General features: G+C 75.8%; 19 protein-coding genes and 1 tRNA gene. 9 read left to right on the forward strand and 11 right to left on the reverse strand.

The window, feature by feature from the left end:
* Nucleotides 1–51: 51 nt before the first annotated feature.
* Nucleotides 52–2,745 carry an ABC transporter permease gene (locus tag ACFTZA_RS01310; protein ID WP_378189905.1) on the reverse strand — a complete coding sequence of 898 codons (2,694 nt, stop codon included), beginning with the start codon at nt 2,743–2,745 and terminating at the stop codon, nt 52–54.
* Entirely contained in the window at nt 2,742–3,527 is a 786-nt protein-coding gene (locus ACFTZA_RS01315) for an ABC transporter ATP-binding protein (RefSeq protein ID WP_378189907.1), read from the reverse strand. The genes ACFTZA_RS01310 and ACFTZA_RS01315 overlap by 4 nt, the downstream gene beginning before the upstream one ends.
* A gap of 77 nt (nt 3,528–3,604) precedes the next feature.
* Between ACFTZA_RS01315 and ACFTZA_RS01320 the strand changes: the two genes are divergently transcribed.
* A complete protein-coding gene (locus ACFTZA_RS01320; RefSeq protein WP_378189909.1) occupies nt 3,605–4,669 on the forward strand; it encodes a Gfo/Idh/MocA family protein in 1,065 nt (354 codons plus the stop codon).
* 42 nt (nt 4,670–4,711) lie between these two features.
* Here the strand turns inward: ACFTZA_RS01320 and ACFTZA_RS01325 are convergent, their stop codons facing one another.
* Complete coding sequence (locus tag ACFTZA_RS01325) at nt 4,712–4,921, reverse strand: hypothetical protein (protein WP_378189911.1); 210 nt, start codon at nt 4,919–4,921, stop codon at nt 4,712–4,714.
* Between the two features lie 71 nt (nt 4,922–4,992).
* Here ACFTZA_RS01325 and ACFTZA_RS01330 point away from each other — a divergent pair, with 71 nt between their 5' ends.
* Nucleotides 4,993–5,499 (forward strand): MarR family winged helix-turn-helix transcriptional regulator, encoded by a 507-nt coding sequence (locus tag ACFTZA_RS01330; RefSeq protein WP_378189913.1) that lies wholly within the window; start codon nt 4,993–4,995, stop codon nt 5,497–5,499.
* 12 nt (nt 5,500–5,511) lie between these two features.
* Here the strand turns inward: ACFTZA_RS01330 and ACFTZA_RS01335 are convergent, their stop codons facing one another.
* Complete coding sequence (locus ACFTZA_RS01335; protein ID WP_378189915.1) at nt 5,512–6,201, reverse strand: HAD-IA family hydrolase; 690 nt, start codon at nt 6,199–6,201, stop codon at nt 5,512–5,514.
* A 75-nt stretch (nt 6,202–6,276) separates the two neighbouring features.
* Between ACFTZA_RS01335 and tmk the strand changes: the two genes are divergently transcribed.
* Together tmk and ACFTZA_RS01345 are read left to right on the forward strand one after the other, a co-directional pair.
* Complete coding sequence (gene tmk / locus ACFTZA_RS01340; protein WP_378189917.1) at nt 6,277–7,038, forward strand: dTMP kinase; 762 nt, start codon at nt 6,277–6,279, stop codon at nt 7,036–7,038.
* Nucleotides 7,035–8,171, forward strand: a complete 1,137-nt coding sequence (locus ACFTZA_RS01345) for a DNA polymerase III subunit delta' (protein WP_378189919.1) — start codon at nt 7,035–7,037, stop codon at nt 8,169–8,171. The genes tmk and ACFTZA_RS01345 overlap by 4 nt, the downstream gene beginning before the upstream one ends.
* Nucleotides 8,172–8,208: 37 nt before the next feature.
* On the opposite strand, the gene ACFTZA_RS01350 is transcribed toward ACFTZA_RS01345, so the two are convergent.
* Entirely contained in the window at nt 8,209–9,198 is a 990-nt protein-coding gene (locus ACFTZA_RS01350) for an LLM class F420-dependent oxidoreductase (protein ID WP_378189921.1), read from the reverse strand.
* Nucleotides 9,199–9,336: 138 nt separating this feature from the next.
* Here ACFTZA_RS01350 and ACFTZA_RS01355 point away from each other — a divergent pair, with 138 nt between their 5' ends.
* The 3 genes from ACFTZA_RS01355 to ACFTZA_RS01365 all read left to right on the forward strand — a co-directional run bounded on the left by ACFTZA_RS01355 (nt 9,337) and on the right by ACFTZA_RS01365 (nt 11,799).
* The gene (locus ACFTZA_RS01355; protein ID WP_378189923.1) at nt 9,337–9,969 is read left to right on the forward strand and encodes a hypothetical protein; all 633 of its coding nucleotides are present in this window, start codon (nt 9,337–9,339) and stop codon (nt 9,967–9,969) included.
* A gap of 96 nt (nt 9,970–10,065) precedes the next feature.
* Nucleotides 10,066–11,598 carry an alpha/beta hydrolase gene (locus tag ACFTZA_RS01360; protein ID WP_378189925.1) on the forward strand — a complete coding sequence of 511 codons (1,533 nt, stop codon included), beginning with the start codon at nt 10,066–10,068 and terminating at the stop codon, nt 11,596–11,598.
* A gap of 125 nt (nt 11,599–11,723) precedes the next feature.
* Nucleotides 11,724–11,799 (forward strand) — tRNA-Thr (locus ACFTZA_RS01365).
* A gap of 88 nt (nt 11,800–11,887) precedes the next feature.
* Here the strand turns inward: ACFTZA_RS01365 and ACFTZA_RS01370 are convergent.
* Complete coding sequence (locus ACFTZA_RS01370) at nt 11,888–12,109, reverse strand: hypothetical protein (protein WP_378189927.1); 222 nt, start codon at nt 12,107–12,109, stop codon at nt 11,888–11,890.
* A 99-nt stretch (nt 12,110–12,208) separates the two neighbouring features.
* Nucleotides 12,209–13,009, reverse strand: a complete 801-nt coding sequence (locus ACFTZA_RS01375) for a hypothetical protein (RefSeq protein ID WP_378189929.1) — start codon at nt 13,007–13,009, stop codon at nt 12,209–12,211.
* A 194-nt stretch (nt 13,010–13,203) separates the two neighbouring features.
* Between ACFTZA_RS01375 and ACFTZA_RS01380 the strand changes: the two genes are divergently transcribed.
* On the forward strand, nt 13,204–14,124 hold the full coding sequence (locus ACFTZA_RS01380; protein ID WP_378189931.1) for an endo alpha-1,4 polygalactosaminidase: 921 nt from the start codon (nt 13,204–13,206) through the stop codon (nt 14,122–14,124).
* Nucleotides 14,125–14,177: 53 nt separating this feature from the next.
* On the opposite strand, the gene ACFTZA_RS01385 is transcribed toward ACFTZA_RS01380, so the two are convergent.
* The gene (locus ACFTZA_RS01385) at nt 14,178–14,810 is read right to left on the reverse strand and encodes an alpha/beta family hydrolase (RefSeq protein WP_378189933.1); all 633 of its coding nucleotides are present in this window, start codon (nt 14,808–14,810) and stop codon (nt 14,178–14,180) included.
* A 104-nt stretch (nt 14,811–14,914) separates the two neighbouring features.
* Between ACFTZA_RS01385 and ACFTZA_RS01390 the strand changes: the two genes are divergently transcribed.
* Complete coding sequence (locus tag ACFTZA_RS01390; RefSeq protein ID WP_378189935.1) at nt 14,915–15,400, forward strand: hypothetical protein; 486 nt, start codon at nt 14,915–14,917, stop codon at nt 15,398–15,400.
* A gap of 65 nt (nt 15,401–15,465) precedes the next feature.
* On the opposite strand, the gene ACFTZA_RS01395 is transcribed toward ACFTZA_RS01390, so the two are convergent.
* The 3 genes from ACFTZA_RS01395 to ACFTZA_RS01405 are packed head-to-tail and all read right to left on the reverse strand — an operon-like array spanning nt 15,466 to nt 17,411.
* The gene (locus ACFTZA_RS01395; protein ID WP_378189937.1) at nt 15,466–15,798 is read right to left on the reverse strand and encodes a cupin; all 333 of its coding nucleotides are present in this window, start codon (nt 15,796–15,798) and stop codon (nt 15,466–15,468) included.
* On the reverse strand, nt 15,795–16,748 hold the full coding sequence (locus ACFTZA_RS01400) for a universal stress protein (protein ID WP_378189939.1): 954 nt from the start codon (nt 16,746–16,748) through the stop codon (nt 15,795–15,797). Before ACFTZA_RS01400 ends, ACFTZA_RS01395 begins: the two co-directional genes overlap by 4 nt.
* Nucleotides 16,749–16,766: 18 nt before the next feature.
* A complete protein-coding gene (locus tag ACFTZA_RS01405; RefSeq protein WP_378189941.1) occupies nt 16,767–17,411 on the reverse strand; it encodes a hypothetical protein in 645 nt (214 codons plus the stop codon).
* Nucleotides 17,412–17,671 lie beyond the last annotated feature (260 nt).

Consider the following 17,671-nt stretch of genomic DNA (forward strand, 5'->3'; position numbering starts at 1 on the left):
CCCTCTACCTCGCGGAGAACCCTCTATCTCGCGAGGGATCGGGCGCGCGCCTCAGTCGACCGTGACCGCCTCGAGGACGGGCAGCCGGGTGGCGCGGACGGCCGGCCACACGCTCGCGACGAGCCCGATGACGACGGCGGTGCCGAGGATCGCCAGGACCTGGCCCCACGGCACGGCGAGCGTGCTCAGGCCCTCGTCGGCGAGCACGCCGGGCAGCGCCGCGCCGATGCCGATGCCGGTGGCGACGCCCAGCACCGTCCCGTACACGGCGGTGAGCACGGACTCGACCGCGATGATGCCGGCGAGCTGCAGCCGTCCGAGCCCGACGGCGCGCAGCAGCCCGATCTCGCGCGTGCGCTCGATGACGGACAGCGCGAGCGTGTTGACGATGCCGAGCAGCGCGATGACGATCGACAGCGCGAGCAGCGCGTAGAGGATGACGAGCACCTGGTCGACCTGCTCCGCGTATGCCGAGGCCGTCTGCTCGCGGTCGAGGACGGTGAGCACCAGGTAGGGCGCGACGGCCTCCGTCAGGCCGGACCGCAGCGCCGCGAGGTCGGCCGCGTCCGCACCGTCCGCAGCGCTGACGTACACGATCCGCACGCTCGCCTGCGCGGCGGGCACGACGGCGTCGAACACGTCGTCGCGCACGAGCACGCCCGTCCCGACGAGCTGGCTGTCGATGATCGCCCCCACCTCGACGTCGACCTGGGGACCGGAGCCACCGTCCGCCGCGTCCTCGCCGCTCCCCTCACCGGCCCGGCCTCCGAGCCGGATGGTGTCGCCGACCTCCCAGCCGCGCTCGCGCGCCGTCCGCCGGTGCACGACGACGTCCCCCTCCTCGAGCGTCGACGTGGGGTCGCCCGCGAGCGTCACGGGGTCGAGCGCCGTCTCGAAGAACTGCGCGGGGACGCCGGCGACGTCGGTGCCGCGGGCGTCCTCGTCGGTCGTCGCGTCGGCCGCCGGGGCGAGCCCGAGCCGCACCGTGTCGACCGTCTGCGCGCCGGGCACGGCACGGACGGCGTCGACGGCACCCCCGGGGACCGTCCACGTCGCGGAGTCCACGACGAGGTCGGCACGGACCTCGGTCTCGACGATGCTGCGCACGGACGCCTGTGTGGACGCCGCGATGACCCCGGTGACGGACACGAGCGCCATGCCGATGAGCAGCGCGCCGGCCGTGCTGGCGGTGCGGCGCGGGTTGCGCGTGACGTTGCCGCGCGCGAGCCGGCCGAGCGGCCGCAGCGCGGCGACGAGCGGCGCCGCGAGCACCGTGAGGACGGGCCGCGCGACCGCTGGCGACCCGACGAGCACGCCGACGAGCACGAGCCCTGCCCCGACGCCGAGCAGCACGCGCGGGCTCATGCCGTCGACCCACGTCCAGCCGGTCGGAGACTCCTCGACCGAGGACCCGAGGTGGGCCGCGAGCCACAGCACGCCCGCGCCGGCCACGACGAGCACGACCCCGCTCACCGCCCGGGCGAGCGTCCCGCGCTCGGGGGCGACGTCGTCGCGCATGGCCTGCACGGGTGGGATCGCCGCGGCGAGGCGCGCGGGCAGCGCGGCCGCGAGCACGCTGACCGCGGCACCGAGACCGACGGCGGCGAGCACCTGGGCCGTGTCGAGCGGGGCGCGACCGGAGAAGTCGAAGCCCGCGGCCGCGAGCCCCCAGCGGATGACCCGGACGAGGCCCGCGCCGGCGAGCACGCCGAACCCTCCGCCGACCAGGCCCACGAGGAAGGCCTGCGCGATCACGGACGCGAAGACCTGGCCGGGCGAGGCGCCGAGCGCGCGCAGCAGGGCCAGCTCGCGCAGCCGCTCGCGCACCGACATCTGGAACGTGTTGGCGATGATGAACGCGCCGACGAACAGGGCGATGGCGGCGAAGACGAGGAGGAACGTCTCGACGAAGCCGAGCACCTCCTCGACGGCCTCGCTCGCCTCGGCGCGCGCCTGCGTCCCCGTCACCGCCTCGGCGCCGCTCGGCAGGACGGCCGCGACCCGGTCCGCGAGCGCCTCCTCGGACGGGCCCGTCGCCGCTGTGCCGCCGTCCCGCTGCGCCCACACCGCGATCTGGGCCACCTGCCCGTCGGGCGCGTACGCCTCGCGCGCCGTGGCGTCGTCGATGCCGACGAGCACCGCCCCGGCGGCCGCGGCCTCGATCTCGAAGACGCCCGACACGGTGACGGGTCGCGGCTCGTCGCCGAGCACGACCGTCGTGGCGTCCTCCGTGCCGAGACCGGCCAGCTCGGCGGCGCTGCGCTCGAGCACGATCTCGCCGGGACCGGGCCACGCGCCCTCGGCGAGGGTCAGGCTCGGGTCCTGCGGGTCGACGGCGAGCGCGACGCTCGGCGGCCCGTTGGTCACGACGGCGGTCCCGTCCGCCCCGACGAGCACGGCCGGCCCGGAGACGTCCGCCACGGCGCGGTCGACGCCGTCGACGTCCTCGACCCGGTCGGCGAGGTCGGCGGGCACGAGCGTGCGCTCCGGCCCGAAGCCGGTGCCGGGCGCGCCACCGCCACCACCTCCGCCCTCCTGGGGCGGGGTCCCCGCGACCTCCTGGGAGCCGCGCACGTAGACGTCGGCGACGAGCGTCGTGGCGATGATGTCGTCGAACGTCGAGGACAGCATCGCGCGGAACGCGAACGTGCCGACGACGAACGCCACGCCGAGCGTGACCGCGAGCACCGAGAGCACGAAGCGCACGAGGTGCGCACGCACGCCCCGCAGCGCGACCCGGATCACGGCGCGTCGCCCGCGGCAGCGGCGAGGGCGTCGAGGATGTCCTGCTGGGACGGGTCGTGCAGCTCGCCGGCGAGGCGGCCGTCCGCGAGGAACACGACGCGGTGCGCGAACGACGCCGCGCGCGGGTCGTGCGTCACCATGACGACGGTCTGGTCGAGCTCGTCGACCGACCGCCGCAGGAAGCCCAGCACCTCGCCGGCCGAGCGGGAGTCGAGGTTCCCCGTGGGCTCGTCCGCGAACACGACGGACGGGCGCGACACGAGCGCCCGCGCGCACGCGACGCGCTGCTGCTGCCCGCCCGACAGCTCGGACGGCCGGTGGTGCAACCGGTCGCGCAGTCCGACGGCGTCGACCACCTCGTCGAACCACGTGCGGTCGACGCGGGTGCGCGCGATGTCGAGCGGCAGCGTGATGTTCTCGGCCGCGGTGAGCGTCGGCACGAGGTTGTACGACTGGAAGACGAAGCCGACCCGGGTCCGGCGCAGCGCGGTCAGCCGCCGCTGCGACATCCGGCTGATCTCGCGCCCGTCCACGACGACGCTCCCCGACGTCGGCGAGTCGAGGCCGGCCATGCAGTGCATGAGCGTGGACTTCCCGGAGCCGGAGGGCCCCATGATCGCCGTGAGCCGGCCGCGCGCGAAGTCGACGTCCACGCCGTCGAGCGCGCGGACCGCCGTCGGGCCGGACCCGTAGACCTTGACGAGGCCGCGGGCGCTCGCCCGCGCCTCCGGGAGGTCGTCGGGCGTGGCGGGGACCGCGGACGAGGACGCGGGCGTCGTCATGGCCTCATGGTGGCCCGCGGAGGCGCTCGGCGCATCACCCCGGCACCGGACGCGGCGCAGCCGCTACGGTGTGCCCCATGAGCGACGACGCCCCCCACCGCACCCTCCGCCCCGTGGCCGACCTGCCCGCCGACGTCCCCGGCCTCGTGCCCGACCCCCGCACGGCGCCGCCGGTGCGCTGGGGCGTGCTCGGCGCGGGCGGCATCGCGTCGTCGTTCGCGGAGGCGGTGCGCCAGCACACGCAGGGGCGCGTCGCGGCGGTCGGCTCGCGCGACCGCGTCCGGGCGGAGCGGTTCGCGACCGCCCACGGCGTCCCCACCACGCACGAGGGCTACGAGGCGCTCGTCGACGACCCGCAGGTCGACGTCGTCTACGTCGCGACGCCGCACTCCCACCACCACGAGCACGCGCTGCTGGCGATCCGCGCGGGCAAGCACGTGCTCGTCGAGAAGGCGTTCACGCGCAACGAGGCGGAGGCCCGCGAGGTGCTCGACGCCGCGCGCGCGGCCGGCGTGTTCGTCATGGAGGCCATGTGGACGCGGTTCCTGCCGCACGTCGCGGCGCTGCGCGGCGTGGTCGCGCGCGGCGAGATCGGCGACGTCGTCAACGTCACCGCCGACCACGGGCAGTACTTCCCGTACGTCCCGGAGCACCGCCTGTACGCGCCGGGGCTCGCGGGCGGCGCGCTGCTCGACCTCGGGGTGTACCCCGTGTCGTTCGCGCACGACCTGCTCGGCGCGCCGGACGCCGTGACGGCCGTGGGCGCGCTCACCGAGACGGGCGTGGACGGCCAGACGAGCATCGTGCTGTCCTACGGCTCGCAGGTGCAGGCGACCCTGTCGACGACGCTGTGGTCGCGCACCGCGACGACGGCCGTGGTCAACGGGACCGCCGGGCGGATCGAGGTCGCGGGCGCCTTCTACGGCCCGACGTCGTTCCGCGTGGTGCGCGACGACGGCGCGTCGTGGACCTACGACGGGTTCCGCGGCGAGGGTAAGCAGTACCAGGCGGCCGAGGTCGCGCGCCGCGTCGCCGCGGGGGAGACGCAGAGCCCGCGCATGTCGTGGGACGGGACGCTGGAGGTCATGCGCACGCTCGACGAGGTGCGGCGTCAGGTCGGGGTCGCGTACCCCGGCGAGTGAGCCGCGGGCGGCCGCGCGGCGCGGACGGTCGGGGCGACGACGTCAGTCGGTGTGCTCGACCACGTACGTGCGGCCGTCCGGTCCGGTCACGCGCTCGAAGCGGGTGCGCAGCTCCTGCTCGCGGCCCCGCTCGGCGGCGGAGACGCCGCGTCCGTCCGCGTCGTGCCGGCCGAGCTGGGCCGGGCCGAAGAACGGCAGGAACGCCTCGGTGATGCGCATGCCGAGCGAGCGCGGGTCCTTCTTCGTCGCCATGGGCCGACCCTTCTTGGTGCACCAAAGGTTGGACCACCACACGATAGCGCGGACGCGGCTACCCTGGCGACGTGACCGACTCCCTCCCCGACGTCGCGCCCGCCGGGGTGCCGGCCGTCGAGCCGCTCGACGACCCCCTGGCCCTCGAGGCGCAGGTCTGCTTCGCCCTGTCCGCCGGGGCGCGCGCGATGGTCGCGCTGTACCGGCCGCTCCTCGAGCCCCTGGGCATCACGCACCCCCAGTACCTGGTGCTGCTCGCGCTGTGGCAGGACGACGCGGTCGGCGCCACGACGACCGTCTCGGCGCTCGCCGACCGGCTGCACCTCGACCCGGGCACGCTGTCGCCCCTGCTCAAGCGGCTCGAGGCGCTCGGGTACGTCGCGCGCACGCGGTCGCCGGAGGACGGGCGGCAGGTCCACGTGACGCTCACGGACGAGGGGCGGGCCCGGCGCGGTGACGCCGAGCGCATCCCGCCGGCGATCGTCGACGCCACGGGACTGACCCTCGAGGAGCTCGCCGAGGTGCACGCCGCGGCGTCGAAGGTCGTCGCTGCGGCGCTGCGGGCGGGCGCCGTCTGAGCGGGCGCCCGGTCAGGCGTCGGTGACGCGCACGCCGTCCGGGCCGACGGCGAAGCGCACCGCGTCGAGTCCGGTGGCGACGGCGTCGGGCGCGGGGGAGGCGCCGGCGAGCTCGGCGGCGCTGTGCGTGCCCGTGACGGCGAGGACGGCGCAGCCCGCGGCCCGCGCGGACGCGATGCCGGCCGGGGCGTCCTCGACGACGAGGCAGCGCGCGGGGTCGACCCCGAGGCGCTCGGCACCGAGCAGGAACGGGTCGGGGGCGGGCTTGCCGTGCTCGACGTCCTCGGCCGTGACGACCACGGAGCGCGCCGCGAGCCCGGACGCCGCCATCCGCGCCTCGGCGAGCGGGCGCGTGCACGACGTCACGATCGCCTGGTGCTCGACGGGGAGCGTCGCGAGCGCGTCCGCGGTGCCCGCGAGCATCGTCACGCCCTCGTTGTCGACCAGCTCGAGCTCCTGGATGCGCTCGTAGGCGGCGTCGACGCGGTCGGCCGGCAGGAGACGGGCGATGAGCGACCGCGCCGGGGTCCCGTGCTGGATCGTGAAGTCCTCCGCGCCCGGCAGGCCCTGCTCCGCCGCCCAGCGCCGCCAGCTCCGGTCCACGGCCGGGACCGAGTCGATGAGGGTGCCGTCCATGTCGAACAGGACCGCGTCGAACGTGCGGTCGGCGAAGGCGGAACCAGGGGTGGGGGTGGCGGGCATGGTCCCGAGGCTAACCCGCGGCCCGGCCAGCCGACCGCCCGCAGGGTGTCCGACGCCGCGGCTAGGGTGGTGGCCGTGAACGCACCCGGGTACTTCGTCTCGTTCGAGGGCGGCGACGGCGTCGGCAAGTCGACGCAGTCGCGCCTGCTCGGGCAGTGGCTGGGCGAGCTCACGGGCCGCGAGGTCGTGCTCACGCGCGAGCCGGGCGGCACGTCCCTCGGGAAGGAGCTCCGCGCCGCCGTGCTGCACGGCGAGGACATGGACGCGCGCACCGAGGCGCTGATCTACGCGGCCGACCGGGCGCACCACGTGGCGAGCGTCGTGCGGCCGGCCCTGGCGCGCGGCGCGATCGTCGTGACGGACCGCTACCTCGACTCGTCCGTGGCCTACCAGGCGGGTGGCCGCGAGCTCGGCGCGGACGAGGTCGAGCTCATCTCGCGGTGGGCGGTCCAGGACCTCATGCCGGACGTGACGGTGCTGCTCGACCTCGACCCGGCGGAGGCCGCGCACCGCATGCGCCGCGAGCACGACCGGCTCGAGCGGGCCGGGCTCGAGTTCCACCGCCGCACCCGGGAGGCCTTCCTGGCGCGCGCGGCGGCGGAGCCGGAGCGGTGGCTCGTGCTCGACGCGGCGGCGCCGGTGGACGACCTGCAGGCGCAGATCCGCGTCGACGTGGCCGCCCGGCTCGAGCTGACGCCGGTGGTCGAGGAGGCGGAGGACACGGTCGAGGCGGAGCCGGAGGACGGGTTCGACGACTCGGACAGCGCGATCGGGTACGTGCCGGGCGGCCCGGGCCCCGGGGCGGGGCACCGGCACCGCTCGGCGGGCGGGGCATGAGCGTCTGGGACGACGTCGTCGGTCAGGAGCAGGCCGTCGCGACGCTGAGCGCGGCCGCGACCGACCCGGCGGCGATGACGCACGCGTGGCTCCTCACCGGTCCGCCCGGCTCCGGCCGGTCGAACGCGGCGCGCGCGTTCGCCGCGGCGCTGCAGTGCGAGCGCGGCGGGTGCGGGCAGTGCCAGGCGTGCCGCACCGTCCTGGCCGGGACGCACCCCGACGTCACGCTCGTGGCGACGGAGCTCGTGACCATCAAGATCGACGAGGTGCGCGAGCTCCTCACGGTCGCGAGCCGCAGCCCGTCGCAGGGCAGGCGCCGCGTCATCGTCGTCGAGGACGCCGACCGCATGGTCGAGCGCACGACGAACGTGCTCCTCAAGGCGATCGAGGAGCCGGCGCCCCACACGGTCTGGATCCTGTGCGCGCCGAGCCCGCAGGACGTGCTCGTGACCATCCGGTCCCGGTGCCGCGGCGTCGTGCTGCGCGTCCCGCCGGTCGAGGCCGTCGCGCGGCTCCTGGTCGAGCGCGACGGCGTCGAGCCGGCCGTCGCGGAGGCGTGCGCCCGGGCCGCGCAGAGCCACATCGGCCTCGCGCGCCGGCTCGCGCGCGACGCCGGGGCGCGCGAGCGGCGCTCGTCGGTCCTCGGCCTCGCGCGCCGCATCCGCGGCGTGGGCGACGCCGTGCTCGCCGCGGGCGAGCTCGTCGACCTCGCCCAGGCGGAGGCGAGGGCGGCCACCGAGGAGCGCGACGCCGGCGAGAAGGCGGAGCTGCTGCGCGCGCTCGGCGTGGCCGACGGGGACACGCTGCCGCCCCGGCTCCGCTCTCAGCTGCGCGACCTCGAGGCCGACCAGAAGCGACGCGCGACCCGCCACCAGCGCGACGTGCTCGACCGGGCGATGGTCGACCTGCTCTCGCTGTACCGCGACGTGCTCGTCGTGCAGCTCGGCGCGGAGGTCGAGCTCGTCAACACCGGGTCCGCCGAGGCGGTGCGCACGCTCGCCGAGGACTCGACGCCCGAGCAGACCGTGCGCCGCATGGACGCGATCGGCGTCGCGCGCGAGCGCCTCGAGGGCAACGTGTCACCGCTCCTCGCGGTCGAGGCGATGGCCATCGCGCTGCGCCCGCAGGGCTGAGCGCCCGGTCGGCCGCGTACGGCATCCCGGCGCGCGGTCAGGACGAGGGCGCGGCCGCGCGCAGCTTCTCCAGGAGCGGGCCCGCGGCCTCGTCGAGGAACTGCTGCTGCTTCTCGTCGCCGATCTGCACGATGGCGATGTCGGTGAAGCCGGCCTCCCAGTAGGTCGAGACCGACTCCACGACGGCGTCGAGGTCCGGCCCGCAGGGGATGGACTGCGCGACGTCGTCGGGGCGCACGAACGAGCTCGCGTGCGTGAACGACTCGGTGGTCGGCAGGTTCGCGTTGACCGGCCAGCCGAGACCGAACCAGCGGAACTGCTCGTGCGCGCGCCGGACCGCGGCGTCCGCGTCGGGGTCCCACGAGATCGGGATCTGCGCGATCTTGCGCGACGGCTCGAGCGACGCCTCGGCCCGCAGGGCGTCCCACTGCTCGAGGAGCCCGGCCTTCGGCTCGGTGGTGATGAGGTGGTCGGCCAGGGTGGCGAACTGCCCGACGGACTGCTCGCCGGAGACCGCGACGCCGATCTGCACCGGCTCGTCCGGCACGTCCCACACGCGGGCGGAGTCCACGCGGAAGTGGTGGCCCTCGTACGTGAGGAAGTCGCCGGTGAACAGCTCGGTGATGATGTCCACCGCCTCGGTCAGCATCGCGTGCCGCTCGTCGACGGCGGGCCAGCGCTTGCCGACCACGTGCTCGTTGAGGTTCTCGCCCGCGCCCAGGCCGAGCGTGAACCGCCCGTCGGACAGCAGGCCGAGCGTCGCCGCCTTCTGGGCGACGACCGCGGGGTGGTAGCGCACGGTCGGGCAGGTCACGTACGTCATGAGGTCCACGCGCTCGGTCGCGTGCGCGACGGCGCCGAGCATCGACCACGCGTAGGAGGAGTGGCCCTGGGTGTCGAGCCAGGGGAAGTAGTGGTCGCTCGACACCTCGAAGTCGAAGCCGGTGCGCTCGGCCTCGACGGCGTAGCGGACGAGCTCCTTGGGGCCGGACTGCTCGGTCATGAGGGTGTACCCGAATCGCGTCATGCCTCGATCGTGGGACGCGGCGCGGTCGCCCGCACCTGCACGTGGTCGTCGACCGTGCGGGTCCGCCGGCCGCGGGCCTGTCGACGGGCGGTGGACGGTGCGCCAGGATGGTGGGACCGCACGACCGAGGAGGCTCCCATGGTTCCCGCCCGACGCAGTCCTCGACCGGCCCCGGCGCTCGCGGTCGGCGGGGTGCTCGCCGTCCTCGTCCTGGCCGCGTGCGCGTCCCCCACCGAGGGTGGCGGCACCACGGACGACGTGAGGACGTCGAACCCCGACGCGTCGCAGGAGCCGTCCGACGGCCCCACCTGGGAGACGCCCGGTGAGGGCGGCGACGACGGCGCGGACCAGGACGAGAACGGGGTGCCGCGGCTCGCGCCCGACGCCGCCGGCATGCCGCTCGAGGCGGGCGCGCGCGGACGAGGCCTCCCGCCCGGCGTCGACGGCCCCGTGGACGGCGGCACGGGCGCCGCGTGGAGCGCGGAGCCCGGGCTGCTGTACGTCGTCACGTACGGCTCCAGCGGGTGCCCGACCGTCGCCGAGCCGGACGCGTCCGTCCGCGACGGCGAGGTCGTCGTGACGTTCGTGGACATCCCGCCGGACGTCGCGTGCACGATGGACTTCGTGCCCGCGACGTCGGTCGTCGAGGTGCCGGACGAGGTGGACGCGTCGACCGAGGTCCGCGTCGTCCTCGGCGACCAGGGAACCGTCGTCGTGCCGCCCGCCGTGGAGGGCCGGACCGGACCGGTCGCCTGGGTGGGGCTCGAGTAGGCGCCCGCTCGCCCGCGCGGTGAAGAGCGCGTGAAAGGACCGGCGCGGCGGTCGATCGGCCGCTTCGTGCGCTGGGCGAGCCGATACCGTGTGCAGGTGAATCTCCGCGCCCGGCTCTGCGCCACCTCGCTCGCGCTCGCTCTCGTCGCCGCGGGGTGCTCCGTCGCTCCCAAGACGCAGACCCCGGCGGACGAGGCCGCGACGTCCGGCACCGCGCAGGGGACCGGTGAGACCGGCCCCGAGGGGTTCGAGGAGTTCTACGGCCAGACCCTGGCGTGGGAGGACTGCGGATCCGGCTGGGAGTGCACGACGGCGCGCGCCCCGCTGTCGTGGGACGACCCGGGGGCCGGGGAGATCGAGCTCGCGCTCAAGCGGCTGCCGGCGAGCGGGGAGCGCATCGGGTCGCTGCTGACGAACCCGGGCGGCCCGGGCGCGTCCGGGGTGGACTTCGTGGGCGACGCGGCGTCGATGTTCGGCGAGCCGGTCAAGGAGGCGTACGACCTCGTGGGGTTCGACCCGCGCGGCGTCGGCGGCTCGAGCGCGGTGACGTGCTTCGACGACGCGCGCAAGGACGAGTCGCTGTCCAAGGACTTCGCCGACGACGCTGCCGGCCGCGAGGCCATGGTCGCCGAGCTCGCCGCGTGGGCGCAGGCGTGCGAGGAGAACACGGGACCGCTCCTGGGCCAGGTCGACACCCAGAGCGCGGCCCGCGACATGGACATGCTGCGCGCCGTCCTCGGCGACGAGAAGCTCGCGTACCTCGGGTACTCCTACGGCACCCAGCTCGGCGCGACGTACGCCGGGCTGTTCCCGGACAAGGTCGGGCGGCTCGTCCTCGACGGCGCGATCGACACCGCTCTCACGGCGGACGAGGTGTCCGAGCAGCAGGCCGTCGGGTTCGAGAACGCCCTGCGCGCGTACGTCGAGGACTGCCAGGCCGGCCCGTCCTGCCCGCTGCGCGGCGACGTCGACGCGGGCATGGAGCAGGTGCGCACGCTCCTCGACCAGGCCAAGCAGAACCCGCTGCCGACCACGTCCGCCCGGCGCGTCACGCAGACCCTGGCGTTCTACGGCATCGCGGTGACGCTCTACAACGACCTCAGCTGGCCCGCGCTCACGCAGGCGCTCACCGAGGCGTTCACCGAGGGGACCGGCACGATGCTGCTGTACCTCGCCGACGTCTACAACGACCGCAACCCGGACGGCTCGTTCGCCACGAACTCCACGGAGGCGTTCCGCGCGGTCAACTGCCTCGACGACCGCCAGGACAGCGACCCCGCGGCGATGGAGGCCCAGCGCGAGCGGCTCGAGGCCGAGGCGCCGACCATGGGCTCGTTCTTCGCGTACGGCGGTCTCACGTGCGTGGACTGGCCGTACCCCGCCGTCGAGCAGGAGTTCGACGTCGCCGCGTCCGGTGCGGCGCCCATCGTCGTCATCGGCACGACGAACGACCCGGCGACGCCGTACGTCTGGGCGGAAGGGCTCGCGAAGACCCTCGACTCCGGTGTCCTGGTCACGTACGAGGGCGAGGGGCACACCGCGTACGGACGGTCCAACGCGTGCGTCGGCGACGCCGTGGACGCCTACCTCGTCGAGGGCACCGTCCCCGAGGACGGGCTCGTCTGTTGAGCCGCTCGGCGGGCTCCCGAGGACCGACGAGCGGCGAGATCCTGCCGCTTTGGAGTCTGGGCCGGTCGCCGGGTACAGTAGGCGCTCGTTGCCAGCGGTTCGTGGAACGGGCCGGTTCGCAGCACGCCGCCTTAGCTCAGTCGGTAGAGCGATTCACTCGTAATGAATAGGTCGTCGGTTCGATTCCGACAGGCGGCTCCACGGAAGGCCCGGAACCTCAGGTTCCGGGCCTTCGTCGTCGTCCACGGTCGTCGTCCACGGTCGCCGGCCGCGGCCTCGCTGCCGGGCGTCAGGGCACGAGGACCATGAGGTAGTCCGTGCCCTCGGATGCCGGGCGCCGCTCGTACCGCTCGGCGTGCTGGGGCCGGTCCGACTGCGTGAGGATGTGCGTCGTGCTCGCACCCTCGTCCGGTCCGTGCACGTAGTGGCCGGACCAGTCCAGCGCGTCGTCGTCGAGCGTCGTCACCTGTCCGTCGAGGGCTCCGCCCACGAAGCGCGCTGTCCACGTCATGCCCGCACCCTGCCACGGTGGTGCGGCAGCGCGCGAGAGGGACGCGCGGAGACGCGGCACGCGGGGGACGCGGTCGGGGGAGCGCGGTCGGGGGAGCGGTCAGACGACCCGGCGCAGCAGCAGGATCATGCCGCCCGCGGCCGCGGCGACGAGACCGCCGACGCCCGCGACCGCGAGCAGGGGGAACTGCGCACCGGGCGGCGGGGGCGCGTCGCGCTCGCCGGCGGTGACGAGCGGTGTGCGCGCGGGCTCGGGACGCGCCGTCGTCCCGGCGGTCGGTGCGGGGGCGGCGGTCGGCTCCGGGGTCGGGGTCGGGGTCGGGGTGGGCGTCGGCGTCTCGGTCGGCGTGGGTGCTGGCGTGGGCTCGGGCGCGACGTCGGCCTGCTCGGTCGCCGGGGCGGCGCTCGCCGGGGTGGGCGGCGCGGGGGCGGGCGGCGGCGGCGCGACCACGGCCGGCGTCTCGCTCGGCGCGGGCGCCGGCGGGTCGGGGCTGGGCGACGGCGTCGTGGTGCAGGCCGGCGCGTCACCCGCCCAGCCCGCGAACTGGTCGTCGAGGCCCGTGACGTGCACCCAGGTGACGCACCACCCGTCCCGGTACGCACCGCGTCGAGGGATGTCGAGCCGCAGGTGACCGTCGGTCGCGTCGCGCTCCGAGTAGCCGTCGCCGAGGAACCAGACGTGCGAGCCGTCGGGCGCCGAGACGGCGTAGCTCAGCCACCCGCCGGTGCCCCGGATGCGCGCGGGATCGAACGTGACCCCCTCCGCCGTGACGGTGAGCTCCCCGCCCCCGTCCCCGTCGGCGGCGACCGCCGGGACGGCGGGTGACGCCAGCACCGCGAGCCCGCCGAGCACGACGGCCGCCAGCGGCACGGTCGCGGCGGTGCGGTCTCCTGCGCGCATGGGTCCTCCGGGTGTTCGGCCAGGTCGCGGCCACATCGTACGCAGCAGCGGACGCCCGGCGGTACGGGCGGCTCGCACGGGTTTGTGCGGGATGTGCCGGCCGTGCTCCGCGGGGCGTCCACGGCGTCGGCCTCGGAGGCGCGCCGCAGGTGAGAGAGTTGCGACGCGCCACGTCACGACGGGAGGGCTCGCACGTGCGACGACCGACGACCGCACTCGCGCTCGCCGCCGTGCTGGCGGTCGCGGCCTGCACGGCGGACGACCCGGCGGGAGACTCGACCACCGACGGCGCGGTCGCCGGCTCGTCAGCGGGGCCGAGGTACGCGCTGCCCCCGACGAGCGGCGTGCTCGACTACCAGCTGGGCGGGGCGTACGGCGAGGTGCCGACCGGCTCCGGCCCGGTCCGTCCCGACGTCGTGGTGCGCGACGCGACGGCCGACCCGCTGCCGGGCGCGTACTCCGTCTGCTACGTGAACGGCTTCCAGACCCAGCCCGGCGACGCCGACCTGTGGCGTGAGCGCGAGGACTTGCTGCTCCACGCGTCGGACGGGTCGTTGGTGGTCGACCCCGACTGGCCCGACGAGTACGTCCTCGACCCGTCGACGGCCGCGCAGCGCGACGGGATCCTCGCGATCCTCGGCCCCGTCGTGACCGGGTGCGCCGAGGACGGCTTCGACGCCGTCGAGCTCGACAACCTGGACACCTGGACCCGGTTCGACGCGATCGACGAGGCCGGGGCGCACGCGCTCGCGATGGCCTACGTCGACCTGGCGCACGACGCCGGCCTCGCCGTGGCGCAGAAGAACGCCGCCGAGATCACGGAGCTCGCCCACGACGATCTCGGCTTCGACTTCGCGGTGACGGAGGAGTGCGCCGTCTTCGGCGAGTGCGGCGCCTACACCGACGTGTACGGCGACCACGTGCTCCACGTCGAGTACCCGGGCCCGCTCGCGGCCGCGGACCTGACGTTCGTCGACGTGTGCGCGCGCGACGACCGTGCGCCGCTGACGGTCCTGCGCGACCTCGACCTCGTCACGCCCGACACCGACGTGAGCGGGTACGACCCGATCGAGGAGACCGGCGAGCCGTACGCGTACCTCTTCGAGGTCTGCTGACTTCGAGGTCTTGCCGACCGCGCCGCGCTCGCGGACCGCCGGAGCGGCCGGCCTCAGCGGGCGCCGAGCCCTCCGAGCCACGCGACCAGCGCCTCGCACACGGCCCCGTCCTGGCCCTTGAGGTCGTGCGCCCCCGGCAGCTCGACGCGCGTCACCGGTCCCGGGATCGCTGCGAGGTGCTCGGTGAGCTCGTCCGGCGTCGCGAACGGGTCCGTGCGGCCCTGGACCACGAGCGTCGGGACGTGGACGTCGGGCAGGTGCTCGGTGCGCAGCCGGTCGGGCCTGCCCGGCGGGTGCAGCGGATAGCTGATCAGCGCGAGCCCGGCCGCGGGCAGCCCGTCGGCGACGGCCATCGAGCACATGCGCCCGCCGTAGGACCGCCCGCCGAGGACGAGCCGGTCCGTCGTCGTGCCCAGCTCGGCGGCGAACGCCTGCGCCTGCTCCCGCACGTGCGCGACGGCGACGGGCGCGCGGTCCGGCATCCGTCGTCCGGCGACGCGGTACGGGAAGTCGACCCGGCGCACCGGGACGGGCACGGGCAGCGCCGCCAGGGCCTCGTCGATCGCGACGAGCGAGCGGTGGTCACGGCTCGCACCGGCTCCCGGCGTGAGCAGGACGCCGACGACGGGGCCGGTGGGACCGGGCGGTGCCGGGTCCGGTGCGGAGCGGGGCGTCGGGTCGGGCACCCGGCCAGTGTCCCAGCCCGCAGCCTCGGTCCGCTCCCGGGAGCGGGCGCGTGACGCCTCGGCTAGCGTCGAGCGGGCACCGGCCCACGACCCGAGGAGACGCCATGCCGCGCACCGACGCCAGCAGCCGGAGCAGCCGGTGGTCGATCGTCCCGCGGGCGCTCGCGCTCGGCGTCGCCGCCGGGTGCCGCAGCACGCTCGCCGTCGCCGCACCGGCGCTCGCGCCGCGCCCCGGGCCGACCGCCACGCCGTCCCGCAGCGGTGCCGCGCGCGCGGCCGCGGTGCTCGCGGTCGCGGGCGAGATCGCCGGCGACAAGCGCCCGGAGGCTCCGAGCCGCCTCGCCGGACCGGGAGGCGCCCTGCGCGTGACGGCAGGCGCCGTCGGAGGGGTGGCGCTGGCCCGACGGCGCGTGACGGGCCCGGGACCGGCGGTCGCCGCCGCGCTCGCGGGCGCCGCCGGGGCCGCCGCGGGGGCGTACGGCGGGGCGGCGTGGCGCGGCCTCGCCGTCGGGCGTCGGCCGGACTGGCCCGGCGCGGTCGCCGAGGACGTCGTGGCTCTCGCTCTCGCGACGTGGGCCGTGCGGCGCTGACCGGGGAACCGTGACGCCGGGAGGCGTGCCGGGCCCGGGCCGGCGACACGCGGTCCTCGACGTGACTAGGGGTTCTCGACGCTCGTCACCGTCGTGAGGAGGAACGCGCTGTCCTCGAGCGCCGTGACGGCGTGCCGTTCGTGCGTGAGGACGCGGAGCTCGCCCGTGCCGAGCTCCGTGTCGCCCTCGTCGAGCGCCGTCACGCGCACGCGCCCGCGCAGCACCTGGATCGACGCCGCGGGCGGCGAGTTGTGCTCGCCGAGCCCGACGCCCGCCACGAGGGCGATCACGGACTGGCGCAGCGGCCCGTCGTGCACCACGACCTCCGCGCTGCGGCCGTTGGCGGCGGCGCGGGCGTCGGTGAGGTGCGCGTCGGTGAGGAGGTCGACGTTCGTCATGGGCGGTCTCCGACCTGTCGGGGAGTCCCATCCTGCCGTGCGTCGTCGTCGTGCGCAGGTGCGTGCCGCACCTCCGGCGGGCGGACCACGGTGACCGGGCAGTGCGCGTACTCCACGGCGTGCCGGCTGACCGAGCCGAGCAGCAGCCGGTCGAACCCGCCGACGCCGCGGTGACCCAGCACGAGGCGGCTCGCGTGCGAGGACGCCTCGATGACGCCCTTGGCGGCGTGCACGTGCCGCACGGTGCGCACGAGGCGCTCGGCGGGCAGGTCGACACCGGCCGCCTCGATCGCGGCGTCGAGCTTCGTCGCGGCGAACGCCGCGTAGTCGTCGAGGGGCGGTGCCCATCCCCACGAGTCGGGCAGCGGGGCGAGCGAGACGATCTGCCAGCAGAACAGCGCCTCGAGCACCGCACCGGTGCGGTGCGCGACGTCCGCGGCGTGGCGCAGCGCGTGCACCGACGTGGCGGAGCCATCGACGCCCACGACGACCGGGCCCGACGGCTCGGGACGCGTGCCGCGCACGACCGTGACGGGCACGGTGGCGTGCTGGACCACCGCGGACGAGACCGAGCCCAGCACCGCACGGCTCAGGCGGCCCCGGCCGCAACGGCCGACGACGAGGACGTCGGCACGGGCGTCGTCGCGCTCCGCGAGGGCCAGCAGGGACGCCGAGGGCCGGCCGCGCACCTCCTCGACGACCGTCTCCACCTCGTCCGGACCCCGCCCGGTCCGTGCGCGGGCCGCGTCGACCCATCCGGCGACGGCCGTCCGTCGACGCTCCGCCCGGGCGTCGTCGTCACCGGTGTCCTCGCGCCCCTCGTGCCGGGACGGGTCCCAGGCGAGCACGGCGGTGAGCCGCGAGCGGCGCGCCGCCGCCTCGTGCAGCGCCCAGTCGAGGGCCTCCTGGGACCACTGCGAGCCGTCCACGCCGACGACCACGTCACCCATCTCGTACCTCCGGTTCGCTCAGTGCTCCGGTCGCTCGTCGTCGAGCAGGATGGCGCGCAGCGGCGCCGACACGACCTCGACCTGCTCCAGCAGGCCGACCGGCCCGGCCGCGACGACCGCACGCTCGCCGACGACGACGAGCACGGCGGCGCGGTCGCGCACGTCGGCCCGCACGCAGGGGCGGCCGACGCCGTCGACGTCGAACGTCGTGCGGACGAGCGGTGCCGCGTCGACCTCCTCGACGATGGCGCGCATGGCGGCGCGGTACTCCTGGTAGGAGTCGAGGAACTCGTCGTCGCTCTCCCCGTGCAGCGGCGCGGCGAGCGCCCCGCCGAGCGCGGTGCGCACGATCTCCTCGGCGAGCTCGTCGGAGGGCACGACGCGCAGCGTCTCGACGTCGAGCGTCTCGCCCGCGAACGACACGTACGAGCGCAGGAACCGCTCGTCCGTCGCGTCGTGGGCGCCGTCGCCCACGCCGGTGAGGGTCTCCTCGTCCAGGTCGAGGCCCCACGTGAGCGGGTCCGCGACCTCGGCGACGTCTCCCCGGAAGCGGTCGACCACCTGCTCCCACGACGCGGGCGTGCCCGGTGCGCGGTGGCGGCCGGCGCGTGTCTCGTCGGGCCGCGGGGCCGGGTCCTCGGGGTGCTGCTCCGGTCGGGTCATCGCGATCGTCCACCCTCCTGCCGGACCGTGGGGTGCGGCACTCCTGAGCCTGCCGCCGCCGCGGTCCGCGGTCAACGCTGCGGCCGGTGTGTCGAGGTCCGCCGCCCGGGCGACCGGGCCGCAGGTCACGGTTCGCACCCTCTTTCACGCCCCTGGCGAACAACGGCATATGGGGGCGGTGCGCCTCGTTGGGAGCACATAGAGTCAATGCGGTCAGGCTGTACCCGTCGTCCGACGGGCAGGTGTACGCCGCTCGTGAG

This window comes from Cellulosimicrobium sp. NPDC057127, assembly GCF_042670945.1.
Lineage (GTDB): Bacteria > Actinomycetota > Actinomycetes > Actinomycetales > Cellulomonadaceae > Cellulosimicrobium.